Source organism: Flammeovirga kamogawensis (genome assembly GCF_018736065.1).
In the GTDB taxonomy this organism is placed as follows: domain Bacteria; phylum Bacteroidota; class Bacteroidia; order Cytophagales; family Flammeovirgaceae; genus Flammeovirga; species Flammeovirga kamogawensis.
On sequence record NZ_CP076129.1, the window covers coordinates 507,493 to 530,850 of the forward strand.

General features: G+C 32.2%; 16 protein-coding genes. 1 reads left to right on the forward strand and 15 read right to left on the reverse strand.

Translation table 11 applies throughout. The features are described 5' to 3' along the window. Position 1: 1 nt before the first annotated feature. On the forward strand, positions 2-3,748 hold the full coding sequence (gene cobN, locus KM029_RS20975; RefSeq protein ID WP_144075770.1) for a cobaltochelatase subunit CobN: 3,747 nt from the start codon (positions 2-4) through the stop codon (positions 3,746-3,748). A 75-nt stretch (positions 3,749-3,823) separates the two neighbouring features. On the opposite strand, the gene KM029_RS20980 is transcribed toward cobN, so the two are convergent. The 15 genes from KM029_RS20980 to aldA form a co-directional block, all read right to left on the reverse strand. Beyond that, a complete protein-coding gene (locus tag KM029_RS20980) occupies positions 3,824-5,341 on the reverse strand; it encodes a hypothetical protein (protein ID WP_144075771.1) in 1,518 nt (505 codons plus the stop codon). Between the two features lie 584 nt (positions 5,342-5,925). Further along, entirely contained in the window at positions 5,926-6,327 is a 402-nt protein-coding gene (locus KM029_RS20985) for a hypothetical protein (RefSeq protein WP_144075772.1), read from the reverse strand. After that, positions 6,317-6,664 carry a hypothetical protein gene (locus KM029_RS20990; protein WP_144075773.1) on the reverse strand — a complete coding sequence of 116 codons (348 nt, stop codon included), beginning with the start codon at positions 6,662-6,664 and terminating at the stop codon, positions 6,317-6,319. The genes KM029_RS20985 and KM029_RS20990 overlap by 11 nt, the downstream gene beginning before the upstream one ends. A gap of 426 nt (positions 6,665-7,090) precedes the next feature. Beyond that, positions 7,091-7,579, reverse strand: coding sequence for a hypothetical protein (locus tag KM029_RS20995; protein ID WP_144075774.1), 489 nt, complete (start codon positions 7,577-7,579; stop codon positions 7,091-7,093). A 170-nt stretch (positions 7,580-7,749) separates the two neighbouring features. Further along, a complete protein-coding gene (locus KM029_RS21000) occupies positions 7,750-8,172 on the reverse strand; it encodes a hypothetical protein (RefSeq protein WP_144075775.1) in 423 nt (140 codons plus the stop codon). 633 nt (positions 8,173-8,805) lie between these two features. Next, entirely contained in the window at positions 8,806-11,004 is a 2,199-nt protein-coding gene (locus KM029_RS21005) for a T9SS type A sorting domain-containing protein (protein WP_144075776.1), read from the reverse strand. A 536-nt stretch (positions 11,005-11,540) separates the two neighbouring features. Continuing rightward, the gene (locus tag KM029_RS21010; protein WP_144075777.1) at positions 11,541-12,638 is read right to left on the reverse strand and encodes a glycoside hydrolase family protein; all 1,098 of its coding nucleotides are present in this window, start codon (positions 12,636-12,638) and stop codon (positions 11,541-11,543) included. Positions 12,639-12,814: 176 nt separating this feature from the next. Beyond that, a complete protein-coding gene (locus KM029_RS21015; RefSeq protein WP_144075778.1) occupies positions 12,815-13,501 on the reverse strand; it encodes a bifunctional 4-hydroxy-2-oxoglutarate aldolase/2-dehydro-3-deoxy-phosphogluconate aldolase in 687 nt (228 codons plus the stop codon). Position 13,502: 1 nt separating this feature from the next. Next, a complete protein-coding gene (locus KM029_RS21020) occupies positions 13,503-14,501 on the reverse strand; it encodes a sugar kinase (RefSeq protein WP_144075779.1) in 999 nt (332 codons plus the stop codon). 2 nt (positions 14,502-14,503) lie between these two features. Further along, positions 14,504-16,714, reverse strand: a complete 2,211-nt coding sequence (locus KM029_RS21025; protein ID WP_144075780.1) for a T9SS type A sorting domain-containing protein — start codon at positions 16,712-16,714, stop codon at positions 14,504-14,506. Between the two features lie 493 nt (positions 16,715-17,207). Then, positions 17,208-18,437 carry a glycoside hydrolase family 117 protein gene (locus KM029_RS21030; RefSeq protein WP_144075781.1) on the reverse strand — a complete coding sequence of 410 codons (1,230 nt, stop codon included), beginning with the start codon at positions 18,435-18,437 and terminating at the stop codon, positions 17,208-17,210. Positions 18,438-18,468: 31 nt separating this feature from the next. Beyond that, on the reverse strand, positions 18,469-19,479 hold the full coding sequence (locus KM029_RS21035; RefSeq protein ID WP_144075782.1) for an L-rhamnose/proton symporter RhaT: 1,011 nt from the start codon (positions 19,477-19,479) through the stop codon (positions 18,469-18,471). A gap of 12 nt (positions 19,480-19,491) precedes the next feature. After that, positions 19,492-20,538, reverse strand: coding sequence for an aldose epimerase family protein (locus KM029_RS21040; protein WP_144075783.1), 1,047 nt, complete (start codon positions 20,536-20,538; stop codon positions 19,492-19,494). A gap of 84 nt (positions 20,539-20,622) precedes the next feature. Continuing rightward, positions 20,623-21,735, reverse strand: a complete 1,113-nt coding sequence (locus KM029_RS21045) for a mandelate racemase/muconate lactonizing enzyme family protein (protein WP_184679452.1) — start codon at positions 21,733-21,735, stop codon at positions 20,623-20,625. 48 nt (positions 21,736-21,783) lie between these two features. Further along, the gene (gene aldA, locus KM029_RS21050; protein ID WP_144075784.1) at positions 21,784-23,250 is read right to left on the reverse strand and encodes an aldehyde dehydrogenase; all 1,467 of its coding nucleotides are present in this window, start codon (positions 23,248-23,250) and stop codon (positions 21,784-21,786) included. Positions 23,251-23,358 lie beyond the last annotated feature (108 nt).

The window sequence follows — 23,358 nt, forward strand, 5'->3', positions numbered from 1 at the left end:
CATGCATTTAATTTCAACACTTCCTGGAGGATGGAATCCAAACGATGAAGGGGTCTTTCATATTCAACAATCTGGAGGAGATATTCTTTTTTTATCAGCTGCAGATACTGAACTCTTCACGTTAAATAAAGTTTATTCTGCATTACATAAAGAATTCCCGAATTTGCCAAGTTTACGTTTGGCCAATCTTACTTATTTTAAACAGGAACTAACTATAGATACCTATTTGGATGAAGTTGTGAGTAAAGCAAAAGTTGTGGTTTTAAAACTACTTGGAGGTACTGCTTACTTTACTTATTTATGTGAAGCCATCTCGTCTTATGCTGAAGAGCACAATATTGCTTTGTTATTTCTACCCGGTGATAACCAGCCAGATGTTGAATTAATGCATTTGTCTACATTGCCCTTACCGCTGGTTAATAAAATATGGTCTTATTTTGTTGCCGGTGGAAACGATAATACAAAAGAAGGGCTTAAATTAATAATGAAAGAAACGCTGCAAATTCATTTTGAAATAAAAGAACAAATTGACATTGCAGATGTGTTTCTTTACCACCATAAACTAGGTATAATTGATAAAAAGTGGAAAGAAAATAACCAACCAACAGCCTTAATTTTTGCGTATAGAAGTAATTATTTAGCAGACAACTTAGCACCTATTTTAGAAGTAGCCAATGCACTAGAACAAAAAGGAATTACTGCTATTACACTAATGGCTTTAACGTATAGAGAAATAGATATCCAACAACGTATTACAGAACTCTTAGCGTTATACCATATTCAAAGTCCAACAGTAATAATTAATACTACTGGATTTTCGTTACAAGGTTTTAAAGAAAACGAAAGTAAAAGCCTTTTCGAAGCTTTAAATATTCCCATTATTCAAGCTATTCAAGCCAGTTGTAGTAAACAAGTATGGGAAGAAGGTTCGTTTGGTCTGCCTCCAACAGATATTGCCATGAATATTGCTCTCCCTGAAGTTGATGGTAAAATTATTGGGAATGTAATTTCTTTTAAAGAAGCTCAAGAAAAAGATGCGTTAACAGATTCTGAAATTGTTAGCTACCAACCACATTTAGAAGGATGTCAATTTATTGCAAATCATGTAGAAGCATGGATTAACCTTCAAAAAAAAGAAAATAAAGAGAAAAATATTGCCGTTATTTTACCTAATTATCCAAGTAAGAACAGTCGTTTAGCCAATGGTGTAGGTTTAGATACGCCAGCTAGTACGTTACAAATTCTTCAGGCATTAAAGGAAAATCAATATACATTAAACAATGCAACTCCTACTACTACAGAAGAATTAATTGATTGTATAACAGATACTATAACTAACGACCTTACCTCTCTCGCTTACAAAAAAGCAGACATAAAAATTAAGGCAGAAACCTTTTATTATTACTATAATTACTATTCTGAAAAACTCAGAAAAAAAGTAGAAGAACAATGGGGACACCCTTCTTCATCACCCAATTACAGAGATGGTTATTTCTTAATCCCTGGAAAAAAAATTGGGAATGTTTTTTTAAGTATTCAGCCAAATAGAGGGTACAATATTGACCTTCAAGCATCTTATCATTCCCCAGATTTACCCCCTACTTATGCTTATTTGGCGTATTACATTTGGTTGCAAGAAGTTTTTAAAGCAGATGCTATTATTCATGTAGGTAAACACGGCAACTTAGAGTGGCTCCCTGGTAAAAGTGTAGCACTATCTAAAGAAAGTTGTTTTCCTGAAGCACTTTTAGGAGCAATTCCTCACTTTTATCCGTTCATTATTAATGATCCTGGAGAAGGAACACAAGCAAAAAGAAGAAACCATGCTATCATTTTAGATCACCTAATTCCACCTATGACAAGGGCTGAAAATTATGGCGAACTATTGCAGTTAGAATTACTTATTGATGAATTCTACGAATCTGCTTTACTTGATCCAAAACGGGCCAACCTTATCAAATCAAAAATAGAGACACTAGTAAATGAAACACACTTAAAAAAAGATTTAAACGAGGATGGAAAAGATATTGATGCACTTTTAGAAGTTATTGACGGGTATTTATGTGAGTTAAAAGAGGCTCAAATTAGGGGCGGATTACATATTTTTGGTTGCTTACCAATACATGAAAAATTGATAGACTTAATTGTTGCTTTACACAGATTGCCACAAGGTTCATCAAAAAGTATAATACAATGCTTAGCAATTGATTTAAAACTAGACATTGATGTTCTAGACACTAATTACGAAACTGAATTTAAAACTGAAATTTTTGGTATTCCATGTAGATCAATAGGTCAAATTGTTGAAGTACTTGAAAATAGAGCAAAAACAATTATTGAATGTATTGTAAACCACACTCCAATAATTGGAAAAATTGGTGTAGAAACTCAAAATTTACTTCATCAAATTACAGGCAAAACATTACCAACTTTAAAAAATACAACACAAGAAATTTCTAATTTAATGGCAGGGTTAAATGCGGCCTATATTCCTTCTGGTGGTTCTGGAGCTCCTACACGTGGGCGTTTAGATATTTTACCAACAGGACGAAATTTTTACTCTGTTGATACTAGAACAATTCCGTCACCCTCTGCTTATGAATTAGGCGTAAAAAGTGCTCAAAATATAATTGATCGATACTTGCAAGAAGAAGGGCAGTTTCCTGAAGCTGTTGCCATATCTGTTTGGGGAACTTCTACCATGAGAACAGGTGGAGATGATATTGCTCAAGCACTTGCACTCCTTGGTGTTTGGCCAATTTGGCAAGGTGTAAATAGAAGGGTAAAAGACTTTGAAATCATACCATTAATCACTTTAAAACGACCAAGAGTAGATGTACTTTTACGCATTTCTGGATTTTTTAGAGATGCTTTCCCTGATGTTATTTCTTTATTCAACACTGCCGTAGAAAAAGTAGCAGCATTAGACGAACCTCATGATCAGAATCCTATTAAAGCACGTGTAGAAGGTGAAATCAAAGAATGGAAAAATAAGGGTTTGGATAATTTTTTAGCACAAGAGAGAGCTTTATATAGAGTTTTTGGGTCTAAACCTGGTGCTTACGGTGCAGGCTTACAAGGTTTAATTGATGAGAAAAATTGGACAACACAAGAAGATCTTGCTAATGTATTTATTAACTGGGGTGGCTATGCATATTCAGGGAGTAAAAATGAAGGAAAATCTGCACATGAGTCGTTTAAAAAAAGATTATCAGAGGTAGAAATTGTTATTCAAAATCAAGACAACAGAGAGCATGATCTACTTGATTCTGATGACTATTACCAGTTTCAAGGAGGTATGACTGCTGCTGTAACAATGGAAAAAGGAGAAGCGCCTACAACCTATTTTGGAGATCATTCTCGACCTGACAAACCAAGAATAAAATCTCTTAAAGAAGAACTTTTAAAAGTGTATCGTTCCAGAGTTATTAACCCAAAATGGATGGATGGAATGAGAGATCACGGGTATAAAGGTGCTTTTGAAATGGCGGCAACAATGGATTACCTTTTTGCCTATGATGCCACTACTAACCTTATTGAAGATTTTATGTATGAAGGGATTACTGAAGAATATCTACTTGATCAAGAAAACCTGCAATTTCTAGAACATCATAACCCTTGGGCCATAAAAGACATGTCGGAAAGAATGTTAGAAGCTATTCAGAGAGGCATGTGGAAAGATCCTTCCGAAGCAATAATAGAAAAATTAGAAGCACTCTACCTTAAAGCCGAAGGTGCATTAGAGTAATTATTTATTGGATTACAAAAAAGACTTGCAATTTGATGTTTTGCAAGTCTTTTTATTATAAGGTTACACCAAGAACTAGTATTGTATTGATCTTGCTATTTTTTTTAAAGGAATAAAAACTGGTATATTTTTACTTTTTATTCTTTGTTCTGTTTTTTCTAAATCTTTCAAGAAAATAGCATTAAGGTTTTTTAAATATGCCTTTGTTTTCTCTGAATAATTTACTTTTTCAAAATGATAATACGTATTAAATAGATTTGATACATTTGTAGGTTTAAAAAACATTTCTCTTTCCATCCTATATCTAAACATATCTTTTATATTCATACCATTTTTCCAATCAATTTCTTGACTACAATCAATATCTTTAGGGTTTATTCTTACTCTTAATGGTATTAGATAACTAGGAATCTCTGCAAAACTATGATGATCAGCAGAGTGTGCAATAGATACATCCCAAATAATCATTGTAATCTCTTTAACTAATGTTTTTTTATCTTTAATAGCTTCTTTTGAAGAGAAAGTAGGTAACCATTGATTAATATGATTTGCCCATTCTTCAATTAAATTCATCTCTTCATCACTAATAACATTTACAACTTCCGAAACAAAATACTCTATAGTATCATAATACTCCTTTAAAAATAAATAGTAAGGAGAATCAAATTTTTCAATATCTTTAGAGTAACGATAACCATTATAACTATCATTTCCATCTATACCTGTATAAGCACAAGCTACTAAAGAACGTTGCCCTTCACCTTTTCCTAAAAAACCTGAATAAGGAAATTTTTGATCGTTCTCTACAGGAGATGCAGAAGAATTTAAGACTACTTTATTAAGAACTAAAGTATGCTCAAAATGGGGTAGTAATAATTGAAGTAATATAGAATTTATTGGCAATGTTGATTTACTTATTGCATTTATACAATCAAAAGGAAAATGTAATAACGCATGTTCTGATAAAATCAGTTTATAAGAAGCACCTTGCATAACAAAAACTTTAGCTAGTTCCCATGCATTACCATCTGAACGAGAAACTACATTATTGTTGGTAAATTCGTCAACAAATATCAAATGAGATATTAGCTTTCCTTTTTCTTTTTTAAATAAAACTATTGTTGCGCTTGAATAAATTCCTTTAAAAGGTTGAGTAAAAGACATCAAAGATAAATCAATGATATAATATTCATTACTATTATAATTTACAGGCAAAAATTTGCTGAATATTTTTTCTTTTTGAACTGATAAACCTTTTATCAAGAACTTACTAAATACACCTTCTCCTAAATATTGATCAAACAATTGATTATCAATTTTATGAAGTCCTCTATATTTTATTGAATATGATAAAGCTCTTGGCCAGTAAGTCCACATATTTCGAAAATACCTCTTACCAATTTTATTTTTCCAATCAATTTTTTCTTGACGTGGCAGACGTAATACTGCCGGTGCTTCCCCTTTTGGATTTCTTGGTGATGGTTGTGGCCAAGGACCTTCTCTGTTATATAAAAAATTTTCTTTTGGTAATTGGTATGTTTTGTTTAAAACTTCGCCTTGGTGTAACAAAGTTTCTTTTTCTATAGTCGACATTTTTAATTGAATTGAAATAAAGTAATACACAATAAAAGTAAAATTAATAAATATTATCTAAATAAATAAGTTATTTATTACATAATTGTTTTTTTATATATAAACTAACTTCAATGATCATTTTACTCGTATAAGGCTTCTAACTCCCATCGTTTATATCAGCAGCTTAAGCCTGAGGTGAGGTATGGGGCAATGTTCCAATTTTTCCCATGATTGAAATCTTGGCCTTTTGATACAGCTGCTCCACCTCCTACAAAAAGATCTAATTACGGTTTCTCTCCCATTTGTTTCAAGCTGTATGTCTTACAATTCTTGTTGTTGGAGAGTAGCCTGTTGCTGTTTTAGTTGGAATAGTAAGGGGTAGGTTTGTGAATACAACACCTCTAATGTGAAAAATATTAGCAAGAAGAGATTGTATCTCATTTTTTGATGTTTGCTTTTGATTTGGTGTTATAAGTTCAGAAACTTATTCTATAAATAAGTTCTTAGTGACAACTTACGTCTTAACACTCATATCTTTACATACATAAGAAAGAATACAATTTTCATAAATTAAAAATTAATTTTAAAAATAAAGGTATCAATTAATCACATTCAAAAAATCCTGATTTTTGTAATATATAAAAATCTTTTTCATTAGATTCAATACCAAGATAATCTCCTTTGTCAAATATCAGTTTTATTATTTCCTTTGAATTTCCAATCATGACTAATAATTCTAATTCATCTGATGATAGTATTGCACTTGAATATAATTTAATATTTTCATAATAATAATCTTTCAATCCAATATCGACATAACTTTCTAAATGATAAGTCATTGTATTAAATGAAACTTCAATAAAAATAGCATCTTGACAAGAATATAAATTATCGAAGTGTTCAGCATAAAATATATCATTCTCATTTATTTTAACGGTTATTTCTTTGTTTGAATAATCACCAAAAAAGAAAATTAAAAAAGTTAATATTTCACTAATGACCATCAGCCTCTTGTTTACCTTTATTTCTATAATAATTTTTAATTATATTAATTTGTTCTTCGGTTATTTCTGTTCCCGCTAATCTTTTTCTAGATTGAAGCATCAAATTCCCTGGAGCATCATTTTGAAGAGGATACCCCTCTAGACCAGCTGAATAACCAAATTGATGAGAAAATGTTCTAAATAATACCCCCTTTCTATTTATAGTTTTACCTGTCCAACTCATCGCATCTTCTCTAACTTTTGTTCTTAAAAGATTTGAATTAAAATATATATAATTCTGTCCAAATCCTGCTCTACCCATAATCCCTTTTCTTCCTTCAGCTCCACGTATTGTCATAGATTTAGTTAGATATATTGCGTGTTGTCCTTCATTTAAATCTTTCTCATAGTATTGGAACTTATGATCAGAGGTGTACCTTGCTTCTCAATACCCGCCATATTCATACCAAAGGTTTTCTTGGACGATGTAATCGTTGAAAGTTATTTTTACCTCCTACAAAAGGATCTAATTACGGTTTCTCTCCCATTTGTATCAAGCTGTATGTCTTTCAATTATTGTTGAGCTTGTTGCTGTTTTAGTTGGGAGAATGAGGGGGTAGGTTTGTGCCTGTAAAACCTCTAATAGCAAGAAGAGAGTGTATCTCATTTTTCTGATGTTTGCTTTTGATTATTGTGTTTTTAAAGGTCAACTCTTGGTGTGTGGTTATCTTGAATTGACCTTATATACTATTCTTATTTTTGTTGATGTTATAAGTGTGAATATTTATTCTATTGAATACGTCTTATTTGAATAATTTTGCTTGTACAAGATCACTAATCTTGAAGTTATTGAATCAGATTCGCTGTTGTACAAATCTTTATATTTCAAAAATACATCTTGCAAGGAGTCATTATTATTAAAGTCTGAAAAAATATACTTTGTTTTTCGTATTTTAGAATAAAGGTTTAGATAAGATACTTCTTTTGTATAAATATGTATATAGGTATCTTCCTCATTGAAGAATATATTATCCTGTATTAAAATAGGAATTGAAATATCCTTATGTTTTATGATAATAGTATCTCGGTCATAATAATTATAATTATGTAATGAATCTAATTCAGACAATATAAACTTCAATTCTTCTTTCAATTCCAAATATGTATTTAGATTTGAAAGATCTGCTATATTATGATTTGATTTTACATCGTTACATCCTGAAAGAAAGGATATAACGATAAATAAACTAAATATTTGAACGAGGTATTTCATAATTATCAATAATTTCTTGTAACTTTTCCATTTGATGTCTCATTTCACGCATATCTAAAATATTTAATTGTTTTTCCAAATTCTTTTTCCCAATTTCTATCAAACCAATCTAATGCACGTTTAGCTTTTGTGTCTTTTCCTTTCTGAATATCTTCATCATTTGGAGTATCTCATTGATATAAGCCAAAATACTTCTCATGATCTTCTTCATTTTTAATATTTTTATTCGGAAATAGTCCAAATGCTTCTGTACAACTATGAAAATCTTCGTGATTCCAAGTTGAAAAATGCTCTTTTATATTATCATAACTTCCATCTGAAACTACCAATATAACCTTTTTACTCCCATTATCTGTGTATGTGTTATATTGATCAATAGTTAAGTCTTTAATATATATTTTCATCGCTTTAAATGATGAAAAAGTACCTCTCATACCAGACCCACTAATGTCACTGACTACATAAATTAAATTGTAACTTTTCTGATTATTCTTAAACTTGTACATCATACTTTTTGTAGGGTCATATTGTAGATTAATAAAAAAAGCACTTCTTGCAGATTCATTATCATTAAAATCGTTATGAATTGACACCTTTTAAAGACCTTCTCGTTCAAAATGTGAGGTTACTGCATTTTCACTAAAAGCATAAGTAGAATTATAATAAAAACTTTCACTCAAAGGATCGATATTAAAAACCTACAAAAGGATCAAATTACGGTTTCTCTCCCATTTGTATCAAGCTGTATGTTTTTCAATTCTTGTTGTGCTTGTTGCTGTTTTAGTTGGGAGAATGAGGGGGTAGGTTTGTGCCTGTAAAACCTCTAGTGTGAAAAATAAGAGCTAGAATAGAGTGTATCTCATTTTTCTGATGTTTACTTTTTTGATGATATGCTATAAGTCAAAGACTTAATCGATTGATGAGTTCGGAGTGACACTTCGTTTAACATTCCGAACAGTTGGGGTAAATCAAAAAACAATCTTAATTAATCAGACCAATACCCGCTCAAACCAAATAAATTCTAAATTTTTAGACAAAAAAACCTCGCCGGTAATACCAACGAGGTTTTTCATGAACTTAACTCTCTCAATTTTTTTATCACTTATCTACTAAGCGCATTCATCTAACTTCTGATTATATAAACTGTTTCTATTGTTATTTTGTTTCAATTTAAACATAATAATACTATAACAGATGCTAACGAGGATAATTATTACGCTGTAAACTTAGTGTGTTATTAATAATTTTTGAGTTGAATTAAATTCATCATTTGAGATGGACATTATATAAACCCCTTCTTGTAATGTGGACAAAACATGGCTTATATCTGTACCTAGAACATCTAATTCAATTCTCTTTTTGTATAAAATTAAACCTTTTATATCATGTAATTCTACATCTACTTTTCCTTCAATGAAATTACTAGAAATTCTAATTTCTCCATTCGAAGGATTTGGATACACTACTATATTTTTCATGTCATCATCGCCAGATATTGATAGTATACCTTCGTCTTCGTTTTCTTCTTCTGGAATACAAGTTGACCCATCCATATTTACAATATAGGTTAGACTATCACAATAATTTGTGGCGTCACAAGTAAGAATGGAGATTGTGTACACTCCTAGTTCTTCGTATTCATAAGTAGGGTTCGACCCTTCAGTAGATTCTCCATCACCAAAATACCATTTATAAGATGTTATATTTTCGTGCTCATTATACGCCGTTAAAAATAACTCTTTAAAACAGGTTTCATGACGTATAGATGTAGACAAAAAATATTGATCTGCTCCTATATCTATTCCTTTCGCTTCTAAACGCGGATCGTTATCTCTATCTAAAGCAATCGAAGGAATATTTATACCATGCCTATAACTTGTACTATTAGTAATATGTAAATTGGCAGTTTCAATAAATTCTTCATAAGATAAAGTGGGATTGGGTAAATTTGATACAGAATTTGAATCTAAAACTATCGAGTTTTGACTATTATGAGATTGAAAATTTTGCCAATCAGATATTTGTGTGAATACAGAATCAACATCTGAATTGTCTCCAACAATTACATTTCTATATTTTATTATACTTTCTACAGATACCTTTTCATCATTTACATAATAGGAGTTATAATCTATTTTACAAGATGGAGAAGTTAAAGGTAAATCTACATACTCCAATAAAATATACCCTTTGATGCAACCATCACCCATAAATAAATTATTAGCTATTAATAAACTATCACCATCAAAATTATCAATATCTAATATGTAAGAAGAGCCTTTTGCAATAGAATCATATTTATAAAAAGTATTGTTCGCAATTATCATCTCTCCATCATTAGTGGTATTTTGTAGACATGGACCTGCATTATGTGCGATAAAGGTATTATTAACTACTGAATAATTTTTTCTTATTCCTCCACTTTCAATAGTCCTATAAATAGAAGAAGTAAGTGTATTATTTTTAACTAAAATAGAGTCGCCCTCCCCTATAAATAAAGCATAATATCCGCCTAAAATTTCATTTCCTACTATTTCAATATCTTTAAAATATTGGACATAAATACACTTTGAATTAGAAGCTGCATTTGGAGAATAGAAATAATTATCTGTGATGGATACTCCTTCTATAAATGTATCACTTTCAGGATATGAATCTGTATTTCCGATTATGTATAAGTGGTTTGATGCACTAAATAATTGAGGGGTAAGAAACTTATTCCCCGTTATAGATAACCCCGTAATATTGGTCAATAATGCATTAATGTCCCTATATGCTCCGTTAAATTCACTATTTTTTATGAGAACATCTTCAGAAAAATCTTTACTCATAAAAGAGATATTATACATTGCTCCATTAAAAGTACATGAATCTATCGTTGCACCACTAACAGCCCCTAAATAAAGATTTGTGCTCACATGAAATTGTTTATTTTCCATTAAAAAACTATCCGATAGAAAATCCACATTTTCAATAATTAAACCTTGGCAGGAATCAATTACAACTACATGGTTAGCATATGAGATTTTTGACAATGGATCATCAAGATAAATTGAATCGTTATAGAAACTTACATCCTTAATATAGAGGCTATCGATGTTTCTTATTACAAACCCAGAAAGGTAATTATTATCATAAGATTGAGGAAATATTTTTGTATTGTCTTTACTACCATTTGAAGTAATGGTTAGACTGAAGCCATTATTTCTTGCACTGTCTAAAATAAAATTTTCATTGTAAACTCCTTCATCTAAGAGAAGTGTGATATCTCCATTAAAAATACCATTATTCAATGCGTCTGCTGCTGCTGAAAGTGTTTTAAAATCCCCCTCTGTTCCAACAGAATAAATTCCCTGAAATGAATTTTGAGAGTAAGAAACTAACCCACTAAGTAGTAAGAAAGTAGTTAGGTAATAATTAATCATAGTCAATTTAAGTTCAAATAAAAAGTAGTTAGCCTGGTAAATATCTTACAATAATGAACATTTTTATTCGAATTATGAAATTTTGAGCATTTTATACTTTGTTATATCTTCCTCATTAATATTTAACTCAACGTATTGTATAATTTTCAATGATAGAAGTGAATGTTGTGTTTGCCTAATTATTTAAAATACTTAATCTATACAAATAAACCTCACCGGCAATACCAATGAGGTTTAATAACTTAACTCTCTCAATTTTTTTATCACTTATCTACTAAGCGCATTCATCTAACTTCTGATTATATAAACTGCCTTAATCATTATTTTGTTTCAATTCTAACTAATTAAATATATAATTAAAGTTAATACAAAAAGGCACCTCTCATAAGAAAGGTGCTTTTTACTGTATGTCAATAATAATTGTTCGTCTTTAAAATCAGTTTAGTAGTTAGTTGAATACTATCTTCCTTTCATTACTCATAAGTAGAGTATATCAAGATACTTCTAAAGAGTAATGATTCACATCTAACAATATATTATATTTCACTACTATCCTCTTTTAGAGGAATAAAGAGTGTATAAGAATCTTGCTCTTTCGTTTTAATACTAACTGTAAATACAGATGGGTTACCATCTTCTAGGAACACAAACGGACGCTCCATTCTATGGACTTTTATGGTCTTCCCATTTTTCGTTTTATAGTTCAGATCAGAAACTTTATAATTTTTGGCTTTATGCCATGATAAACCATCAGTAGATGTGATCATTCCTAGATAACCAAATGCGTGGTATATCGCATAATATCTTTGTCTATTTTTATCGTACCAAACACAAGGATCTTCTGCATTAAGATCTCCTACAGCGGCTTGTTCTTGTATTACCCAAGGTCCTTCAGGGTGATCTGCTAAAGCAATAGCTTGACTTCTTACTAATGTATTTTCATTTGGTTTGTCACCTCTTACAAACATTAAATATCCACCTTCTGGACGTTCAGTAATTGCAGGGTTACATGTAATATTTGCTATAGGACCTGCAGGGGTAACAATTGGTTGATCCAAGCGTTGCCAAGGACCATTTAAATTATCAGCTACTGCTACTCCTATTCTCTGATTTATTCTTACTAAAGCTCTATATTCATTATCAATCCATTTTGTTCTCGCCTGATTAAATTGATTTGGTGTTAATTCTGTATCCCCTGTATTTGTAGATATGTAATACAAATAATACTTACCATTATACTTTTTTATTCTAGGGTTATGCACTGAGTAAGCATCCCAATTTCCAAATCCCCTAGATGTTAGAACATCCTCTTTATATGTATAAGGGCCAGCAGGATGATCTGCGATAGCATGTGCAACAACACCATCTGTTAACCAACAAAGAAATCCATATTTTCTTGGCATCTGTGCATAAAAACAATGGTATTTGTTATCATCTCCTTTAATGATAGATGCGCCCCAATTAAAATTTAGAGAATCATAAAATATATTATCATCAGTAATACCCATAAAAGTATCCTGAAAAGTTAAATCATCAGTATCTTTTGCAACTGTGTAAGTTGCAGTAGTTTGTTTTGTTGTAGTAATACAAGAAAACAAAATAAGAGAGAGTAGTACTATTAAAAAGTTCTTCATTTTGTAGGTATAGTTTAGTAAAAAAAGTTTGCCTGCTAGTTTGTTTATTATCCACTAATTATATGAAATTGAAAGTAGTCTTGTTAGTTTAATTTTGCTTAACATGGTCCATCATCAAAAAGAATCAGCACCATGTGTCAGCAGAATTATTTATTAAAATTAATTAGTTTTAGTGATTACACTAATGCGACTTCTTGTACTCTAATCTGATGGATCATTTCGATTACATACGCCACTTTATTTTCAATCTGTTCTAAACTAAAATCTCCATTTTTATCTTTTACAAATAACTGAGATCCAATTCCTACACAATGCACACCTGCATCTATCCAACTTCTTAAATTTTCTTCCGTTGGTTTTACTCCACCAGTTGGCATTATGCTAGACCAAGGTTGAGGTCCATTTACTGCTTTTACAAATTCTGGTCCACCAACTTGTGCTCCAGGAAATATCTTAACTACCTCTGCTCCAAGCTCTTCTGCATAAGATATTTCTGTTAATGTACCACACCCTGGGCTCCAAGAAACTTTTCTTCGGTTACATACTTTCGCCATTTCTGCATTCAAAATAGGTGATACAATAAAATCTGCACCTAATTGTAAATACAGAGCAGTTGTTGGAGCATCATAAATTGAGCCGATTCCAAGTGCTAACTCAGGCAACTCTTTATTTCTAAAATGTACCAATTCTGCAAAAACTTCGTGTGCAAAATCACCTCTATTTGTGAACTCAAAAACTCTAGCTCCACCTTTATAGCAAGCTGCAAGAACCTGTTTACAAATTTCTATATCTTTATGATAAAATACAGGAATCATCCCAACAGATTTCATCATTAATGCAATGTCAATTCTAGAAAATTTCATTTTATCTTATAATTTTTCCTGATCCATTCGATTTTATAAAATCGAGTACTTCTTGTTTAGAACAGATATTCTGATCTCCTTCAATGGTATGTTTTATAGCCGATGCTGCAACAGCAAACTCTATAGTTTCTTGATGTGAATTTAAATTACGTAAGCCATAAATTAATGCTGCCATAAAAGAATCTCCACCACCAACTCTATCTACAATATGTGTTAGATCATATTGTTGAGACCTGTAAACATTCTTCCCATCATACAATGCTCCACTCCAAGTATTATGACTAGCCGAAACTGTTCCTCTTGAAGTAAAAACAACGATTTTACAATTAGGATTATCTTTAATTATTTTTTGTCCTTCTTCTTCAAATAAAGAATCATCAATATCACCAGCAAGAACATCAACATCTGGGTGTGTACCCGACATTACATGATTAAATTTCATCAATTCAGGCATTACTTCTTCGGCACTTTTACCCCATTTCCAAAGGTTACCTCTAAAGTTGTAATCCATAGAGATGGTTAGCCCTTTCCTAGTTGCTATTTCTAAACCCTCTTTTAAAGCCAAAGTTGCACTTTCTGATATTGCGGGTGTAATACCAGACCAATGAAACCAATCTGCCCCCTCAATTACTCCTTCCCAATCAATCATGCCTTTTTCTAGAGTTACCATAGATGAATAATTTCTATCGTAAACCACTTTACTTGACCTACCAATTGCCCCGTTTTCATAATAATACAATCCTATACGGTCGCCTCCATAGAGTACATCAGATGTATCAATTCCGAAACCTTTTAAATGACGTAATGCACTTTCCACCATATCATTATCTGGAACTCTTGTTACATAAGAAACAGTATCGCCAAATTGAGCTAATGATACAGCAACATTTGCTTCTGCTCCTCCAAAATCAATAGATAATTGGTTTGCTTGTGATAACCTTTGGTAACCCGGTGAAGATAATCTAATTAGTAACTCACCAAAACTGACAATTTTTTTCATAGTTATTTAATAATTAATTTCTGAGATAGTACTTGTTTGTCTAAATGTACTCTAACTATGTAAATTCCATTCTTAAGGTTTCTAACATCAATTTTCATAGTATTTAAACCCATATTCTGTGTTAAAACAACCTTACCCGATAAATCTACAAATTCAATATACTCAGGAATTTTATTTCCTTTTACTACAACAGAAACTTGTTCTTGCATTGTAGGGTTAGGGTGTAAAACTAATTTATTATTCGCTTTAGCTATCGGAATAATTGCCGTTGGAGGAACAGTTGTATTAAATGAGCGTTCTACTGGAATACTAAAATTAAACACGCGTAAGGCTACACTACTTACATGCCCTCCGTTATCTGGAAATGTAACCGAAATTGTATTATTGATATCCAATAAATCATAGTCTATTGGTATTTCTACTACTCCAAAAAATCGATCTTTATCCGTTTGATTATCTCCTTTAATATTTTCTGGTATTGCTACCTCTTGTCCATTTATTAGTACTTTTGGCTGTAAAGATACTCCATGGTCTCTTCCTAAACCCAATCGTAAAACGACTTCACCCTGCTTTTCTTTTAATACATTATCTATTGAAAAAACTAGAGGTGTTCCTGCTGTTATTTCTTGATAATACTCTGTTGCATAATATTTTGATTCGGTAGATGTTTCTCCAATTTCTAGCGGTGTAACCAATTCTACCTCTACAATAATTGTAGCTTCTGCACCAAGAGTTAACTCTTCTGGCATTGTTGTAAATTGATTAACAGCTAGAATGGGAACATTATTATTTGCATACAAATGCTTTACTTCTACACTCGCAATATTATCGTTCTCAACTCCAAACGTATTTAATGCTATTGTTGAAGATGTAGGATTTAAATTACTTAAAATGATATGTACTTTTTTATCTTCTACAAAAGCATCCGTTTGTATATCAATGTTTTGTGATAAAATATCTACTCTAGTTCCTTTAACATTTTTCCACAGGTCATAGAACTTTATAAACTCTGTATAAACCCATTCGTTTCCTGTCTCTCCTTCTGCCTCTTTTTTCTGACGCATTAATCTCCAATTATACGGCACGCCATTTTCTTTGCCCCATTCTGCTTTTAACACTATAAATGGAATTACCTTGGCAATTAAATCAGGTCTATCCATGAACGACAAAAGCATAGAATTTAACGATTTAATCATTAACCAATCTCGTTCTGGTGACCAAGGTTCTTGGAAATGAGCATGTGCTTGTGCACCATATTCAGAAATCACAAAAGGTTTTACAACATTAAATTTATTAAAACTAGCATGTTCCATCATGTCTAATGTTGCTTCTATATTACTCCCTTTTCTATATTGTTCTTTATTCTGAAAAGTTGGAAAATCGTAGAGATGAACCGACCAAAAGTCCATCTTATCGCCACACATATCCATAAAAGTATCCCAACGTTCTTCCCAACGTTCAAAATTATTTAATTCAAAATCAGGAAAAGCGGTTGTATACCCCCCTATTAATAAATCTGGGTTTTCTTTTCTTATCTCCGTTGCTACAGTGTTATGAAACTCAAAAATCTTTTTAATATCTGTTGCTCCATAGTCTACCAAATGCCAAACAGGTTCATTAATTACCTCAAAATATTTTGGCATTACCTCACTTGTCTCGTTATCGTGAAACTCTTTTATATAGTGTGCAATATATTCTCCAGTAGCAGTTCCTAAAGGTTCATTTTCTGTATCTGTTTCAGAAAATGCCCATCCTGTATTAGTTTTTTGACCATCAGGCCAAAATGGATGTAACTGTGCTGCTAATATTGTAGAATTGTTTCTACTCCCATAATTATAATAATCTGGCGTAGTATTGTATTGCTCTTTATAAGGAACAGACAACTCTTTTAAATGGTCTAAATCTGCATATCCAGGTCTGTTCGCATCTTCTCTTACTTGAGCATTTAAAAGGTAAGTAATATGGCCTGTGTTTCTTCCAAAATAGACATCATAGCCATTCATTAAATCATCTTTAATATCGGCTGGATCATTTAATCCTAAATTGAAGTCATTCTCTCGTATACCTGCATGTACAGTAATAAATTTCTCTCTATCAAATTCTGAGACATTACCTACACTATGTTTTATATTTAAATTTACATCTACTTCTATATTTTGTGCAAGAACACAAATAGGAAGAAGAAGCATTACTATTGATAAACTATATTTCATTTCGATATTGCTTTTTGTTAGTGTGATGAATTTTAAAAAATGAAGTTGTTTGCATTTCGATAGTGTAAATGTATCAAAATATAAATTTTATTCAGAAGATTACCACTCGATTTATACTGTACAATAAATTAGAGTAAAAGTTCAACTCTTGTCTAGTCTAAAAATAGTAATAAAGTACATTAAACGACTATTTTATCATAAATGACTATATAAATAAAGTATATTAAAACGACTCTAAAATCTAATAATTTTATTAAATAGCATGCACAAACGCATCAAAATAGCTTTTATTTAAATCCATTTCCATCACATTAATAACTTTCAATATTCTCTTTATAGTATATCATCTTTAAATAAATAGACGATGTATTTATTTAAATTATTATAACGATATGACTATGGTTACTACGCTAAAACATCTCTTTTTATTTTACAATAAAAAATAGGGTAGCTATTTTAAATAACTACCCTACCATTAGAAATTGATTATACCTTATATTGATTTTTTCACTTTCTTAGATGTTCTTTCATTTTTGGCTGTATGCACTACTTTTCTTTTACCAGCAAATCTTCTGATGTACTGATAATCATAATTATGATACTTATGCGTTAAGCCCCATTCAAAAACACCAAACGGTTCACCAGAATTTAATGATCTATTAAGTCCCATGGCATGTGGTGCTCCTGGAATAATGGCTTGGATATTAAAGTTAACTCCATCATTAGCAAATTGAACTGTGTTTTTTTCTGGACCGTCAGTTGTAATTAATGACATAATTCCGTCTTTATGTTTCCAAACACAAATTTCGTGACCACTATTAGAAATTGGGTTGTATGGAGATTTCACATAAGGCCCAAGTGGGTTATCTGCAATTGCTACACCATGTCTAATCTGACGTCCGCCAAATGTTACAGCTTCACCCATTTGCTCCCCTTTATAATAAAGATAAAACTTACCATTATATGGTACTATACACGGATCATGTACTTTATGACTATCAAAATCACCTTTCTTTTCAACTGCAAATCTATCTTGTTCAGTTCCTTTCCAAACACCATTATCTGCAGGTTTTAAGATCGGCTCTTCACTTTTTGTCCAAGGCCCGTAAGGAGAATCTGACCAAGCAACTCCCACTTCGTTTTTAGTTCTAACGTTATATGGAGACTTTATTGTTTGGTAACACAAATAATATTTACCGTTATATTCCATTACTTCTGGGGTAAATACAGAACGATCATCGTACGTTCCTTTCTCGCCTCTACTTACTGCTAAACCTTCTTCTTTCCAAGTCCATCCATCTGTAGAGGAAGCCATCCAAATATCACACCTATCCCAAGGAAAAACCTTATCTTTTTCTATATCTCCACCAAAACCATCAGTCTTACCAACTGATTTAGAATAGTAGACAAAATATTTACCGTCTTTTTTTATTAATGCAGAAGGGTCTCTCCTAACTACACCTTCTTCAAATGCTAGGTCTCCTTTTAAGTCATGTACAGAAAACTCTCCAAACCAATCATTATTTAAAGAATCAGGCCATTCTAATGCTCTTTTAGAAGCTGCACTTAAGTGGTTTACATCCGTAATTCCTAAAAAATCTATTTTCTCATCAGAAATAGTTGAAAATTCTTCTCCTTTAGTAACAGTTTGCGTTGTACATGAAGATACTATTGAAGCTCCCAACAATCCTGCTGCTAGTAGTACTCTAATTTGATTTCTCATAGTTTATTATATCAAAAAAATTATTTTAAAATTAAATTAAGCTGTTACCAAATGCAATAACAGAAATTCCTATTACCATACAAGAAATTCCTACATAAAGTGATCTTTTTGCATTGTTAGGTGCAGCTACCCATTCTTTAGTAATTAAGCCACCAATAATGGCAACACCCACGGAAACAGTATTAAAAATTGCATAACCTACTGTGCCTCCATTTTTACCCAACTTAAAAGCTGCATAAGCAAACAAAGCAGAAGCTGCAAAATTAAAAATGCCCATTAAAGTTGTTAAAAGAGAATTTCTTGCAAATTGTGCAGTGACAAAATTACTCCACAATTTTTTAGCTGTCAATTGGTAACCAAAATATGTTGCTATAGAAATTCCACCTGCAATGTAAATAATGTACATAACCACAATTGCACTCACCCATTCTGGATTACCATTTGCTACACAAGCGTTTCTAATAATTTCTCCACCAACAGTATTGGCATAGTTGAACCCCGTTGCTAACAAACCACCAATTACAGCTATCATTATACCGGTAAGCATAGAATCTGATTTAATTACAGAAGATTCTTCATCTGCAGTTTGTTGCTTTAAAATTCCAGCTCTACCATTACTCATAACACCTATTAATACAATACCAATACCTAACATAATTGTTAGAAAAACATGGTCTTCTGGAATACCATCTATCATAAAAGGTATCAAAGAACCAACTAGAATAATTGTACCTATAAAAATTGAAAACCCTAGCGATAAACCAATATAATTTATTGCTTTACCCCACATCATAACACCTATTCCCCACAAGAAACTCGCAATACCCATTCCTACAATCACTTTAGTAGGTAAGGATGCCATAATCTCACCAAAATTATCAACCATAAAAAATACGGCAATATTCGGAATAATAAATGTATTGATCATGAAGAATAACCCCCATGTATTTTCAAATTCAAATTCTTTTGTAAACTTTTCCGGTAGTGCATATAAGCCAAGCATTAGCCCCGCAAATATTGACCATAAAACTCCTTCGATCATGATTTTAGATTTTTATTTAGTTGAAAATTGATAAACAGTAGTACTATTATATGGCTCATCCGGTGTTGTAAAGGCATTAGGTGCGTCTTTGATATTTGGACCGTTCGGATAACGATGCGTCTCGCAACAAAAAGCCCTATATCTCCCAAATTGATCTCCAGTTTCTCTTTTTAAATCATTTGATGTAAAATAACCAGTGTAGAAAAGCATCCCTGGCTCTGTAGTTTGTATTTGAAGTGTAATGCCTGTTTTTGAATGATCGAATGTAGCGACCTCTTTTAATGTCTCTACCTCATTAAAAAGGTAATAGTGCTCACATCCTGTTGGCAGTTCTGCGAAAACTTCAGAAAGTAATCGCCCTTGATTTAAGTCTAATACTGTATTTTTTACTTCTTCTATTTCTCCTACTGGCACATTGGTGTGATCTGCTTTTAAAAACGCATCAGCTAAAATTTTAGCAGTATGGTTACCAACAGTTTCTTTAAAACCAGAAAGGTTAAAATAGGTGTGGTTTGTTAAAGATATAGGTGTTTTGTGATCTGTAATTGCATTATATATAATTTGTAATGCATTATTTTTTGTTAAAGTAAAAGTAACCTCAATTTCTACATTTCCAGGAAAACCCTCTTCTAGGTGTAAACTATTTTTTTTGAAAGTAATACTCTCTTTTTCAGTAGCTGATGCCTGATTAATACACTTCCAAATTTGTTTATCCAAACCTTTTAACCCTCCATGAAGATGATTTGATCCATCGTTTACTGCTAGTGAATATTCTGCACCATCTACTTGGAATTTCCCATCTTTTATACGGGAAGCAAAACGCCCTACTGTACATCCAAAATACGGTGCATTTGCTTTATAAGCAGTAGAGAAATAACCATCCAACTGATCAAACCCACAGGCTACTTCTGTTAACTCATTATTTTTATTGGGAACTTGTATTGATGTAATCGTGGCTCCTAAGGTCATGATTTTCACAGTCATGCCATTCGTATTTTGCAATGTATATAAATGCACTTTATGGCCTTCATATACACCAAATAGTTGTTGCTTGATCATTGTGTTGTTAATTAAATATTCATTTCATTTAAAGAAAGAGGAGTTAGAAACGTATCTCAAAAATATTTTTAACTCCTCCTTATTTTATACTAGCTCTTTGCTCTTTACTTCGAATGGAGCCAACTTATCCCAATTAAAAACTACTCCCGTTCCAGGGGCATCAGAAGCTACAGCTCTAAAGTTCTTTACAACTAAAGGTCTTGTTGTATATTCATCAATCGGGAAGCTATGCACTTCTAACCAACCTGAATTTTCTTGAGAGGATACTAAACTTACGTGAAGTTCTTGCATACCATGAGAACACACTGGAATATTATTTTCTTTAGCTAATTTGGCTGCTTTTAACCAACCTGTTACCCCCCCACAATTTGATGCATCTGGTTGAACAAAAGAAAGTTTTGATTGTTCCATAGCATATTCAAATTCATGAATTGTATGTAAATTTTCTCCCATAGCAACAGGTACTCCAGTAGCTTCTGTTATTGCTGCATATCCTTTGTAATTATCTGGAATAATTGGTTCTTCAAACCAAGTAATATTATATTTTTTAAATAAGTTTGCTGCTTTTATCGCTTTTTCTACAGTCATAGAGTAATTGGCATCTACCATAAATGTTACATCATTGCCAATAAATTCTCTCACTGCTTTTATACGCTCAATGTCTTCGTCAAGATTTTCTCTACCAATTTTTATTTTGACAGCATTAAAACCTTTATCAAGATAAGATTGCATATTGCCTAGTAATTTTTCTATTGGGAACATTAGATCAATACCACCGCAATAGGCTTTACAAGTATTGCCTACTCCTCCTGCCATTTTCCACAACGGCTGTGCTGCCATCTTACACTTGATATCCCATAAGGCAATATCAATTGCAGATATTGCAAAAGAAGCAACACCACCACGACCAACATAATGAATATGCCATTCCATGAAATCATAAAGATGATCTATTTCTGCTCCATCTTGTCCAAGTAGAGCAGGTGCAAAATCATGATCTAGCATTGCCTTTATGGCTTTACCACCTTTACCACCTGTGTATGTATACCCTGTTCCTTCATATCCATTTGCTAAAGTTATTGTAGTAGTTACTAACTCAAAATGAGTATGATCTCCGTGTTTAGCATCTGACAATACTTCAGGCAAGGGTACTTCAAATAACCTATTTTCTATATGTTTGATCGTTGTTTTTTTCATCTTATATTCAATTATTTTGACAAGAATTGATAAGTCATTGCACTCTTATTAATATTTTACATAGAACGTTTTCTTCTCCATGTATTGCTCAAAACCATATTTTCCATCTTCTCCACCTGTACCACTTAATTTGTAGCCATTATGGAACCCTTGATGTTGCTCACCATGTCCTCGGTTTACATAAATTTCACCAAACTCCAACTCATCATTACATTTCATGATTGTGTTGATGTCTTTTGTAAATACCATTGCAGCTAACCCAAACTCACAGTCATTTGCATTCGTAATTACTTCATCAAAAGTTTTAAACTTCAAAACAGGTAAGATTGGTCCGAATGCTTCTTCATGAACAACAGTCATATCTTGAGTTACATCAGTAATTACAGTAGGTTCAAACCAGAAACCTTTTTCAAAACCTATTCCTTGAGGTTTACCTCCACCAAAAGCAATTGTAGCACCTTCTTCTCTACTTTTAGCTACAAGGTGTTCCATATTCTTAATTTCTGAAGCATTTACTTTAGGACCCATTGTAGTAGAAGCTTCCATAGGGTTACCTACTTTTATTGCCTTTACTTTTTCCATGAAACGTTCCATAAATTCCTCGTAAATATCTTCATGTACGTACATTCTTTCGTTACATGTACATACCTGACCACAATTATCAAATCTAGAGTGGAAAGTACTTTCTACTGCTAAATCGATATCTGCATCTGCAAATACTATTGATGGAGCTTTTCCTCCAAGCTCTAATTGTACATGTGCAAGATGTTCCGAGGCTGTCTTAAAGATTTGTTGCCCTGCAGGTGTAGAACCTGTCATTGTTACCATTTTGGTAATTGGCGATGCAACCAATGCATTCCCTAACACTCTACCTTTGCCAGTAACAATATTAATAAGGCCTGCAGGTATACCTACTTTTTCCGCAATGTAGCCTAATTCTAAAGTTGCAAGTGGTGTTTCTTGTGTGGGTTTAACAACAATGGCGTTCCCCGCTACTAAAGCTGGTCCAATTTTTCGACCTGCCAAAGCAAGAGGGAAATTCCATGCTGTTATCGCTACTATCACACCACGTGGAATCTTATTGATCCATATTTGTTCGTTTGCATTTTGAGAAGGCATAATGTCTCCCTCAATGTGTCTTGCCCAGTCGCATGCATACTCAATAAAAGTTGCTGTAACTTCTACTTCCATTTCTGCAACAGACAATAATTTTCCTTGTTCTCTAGTTAGCAACTTCGATAAATAAGGCTTATGTGCTCTTATTTCTGCAGCAAACTTTCGCATAATATTGGCACGTTCTATAGAAGGTAATTTCTTCCAACTTTTTTGTGCTTTCTCGGCTGCAGACAATGCTAAATTAGCTTCGTGCTCATCACCCATTTGTACTATACCAACAATATCTTCGTCGATAGGGCTAATTACATTTTCTGTTTTACCAGATGATGCCTTAATCCATTCTCCGTTTATATATAAATCGTATTCTTTTACTTCTGGTGTTATAATTAGTTCTTCCATTGTGATTCGTTTTTTGTTTGAAAAAAGAGGACTGTATGAATAATTTTAAAGATTACTGTAGAGAAATTATCATCTAGATTCAGCCCCCTTTTTGATCATTCAAAATAT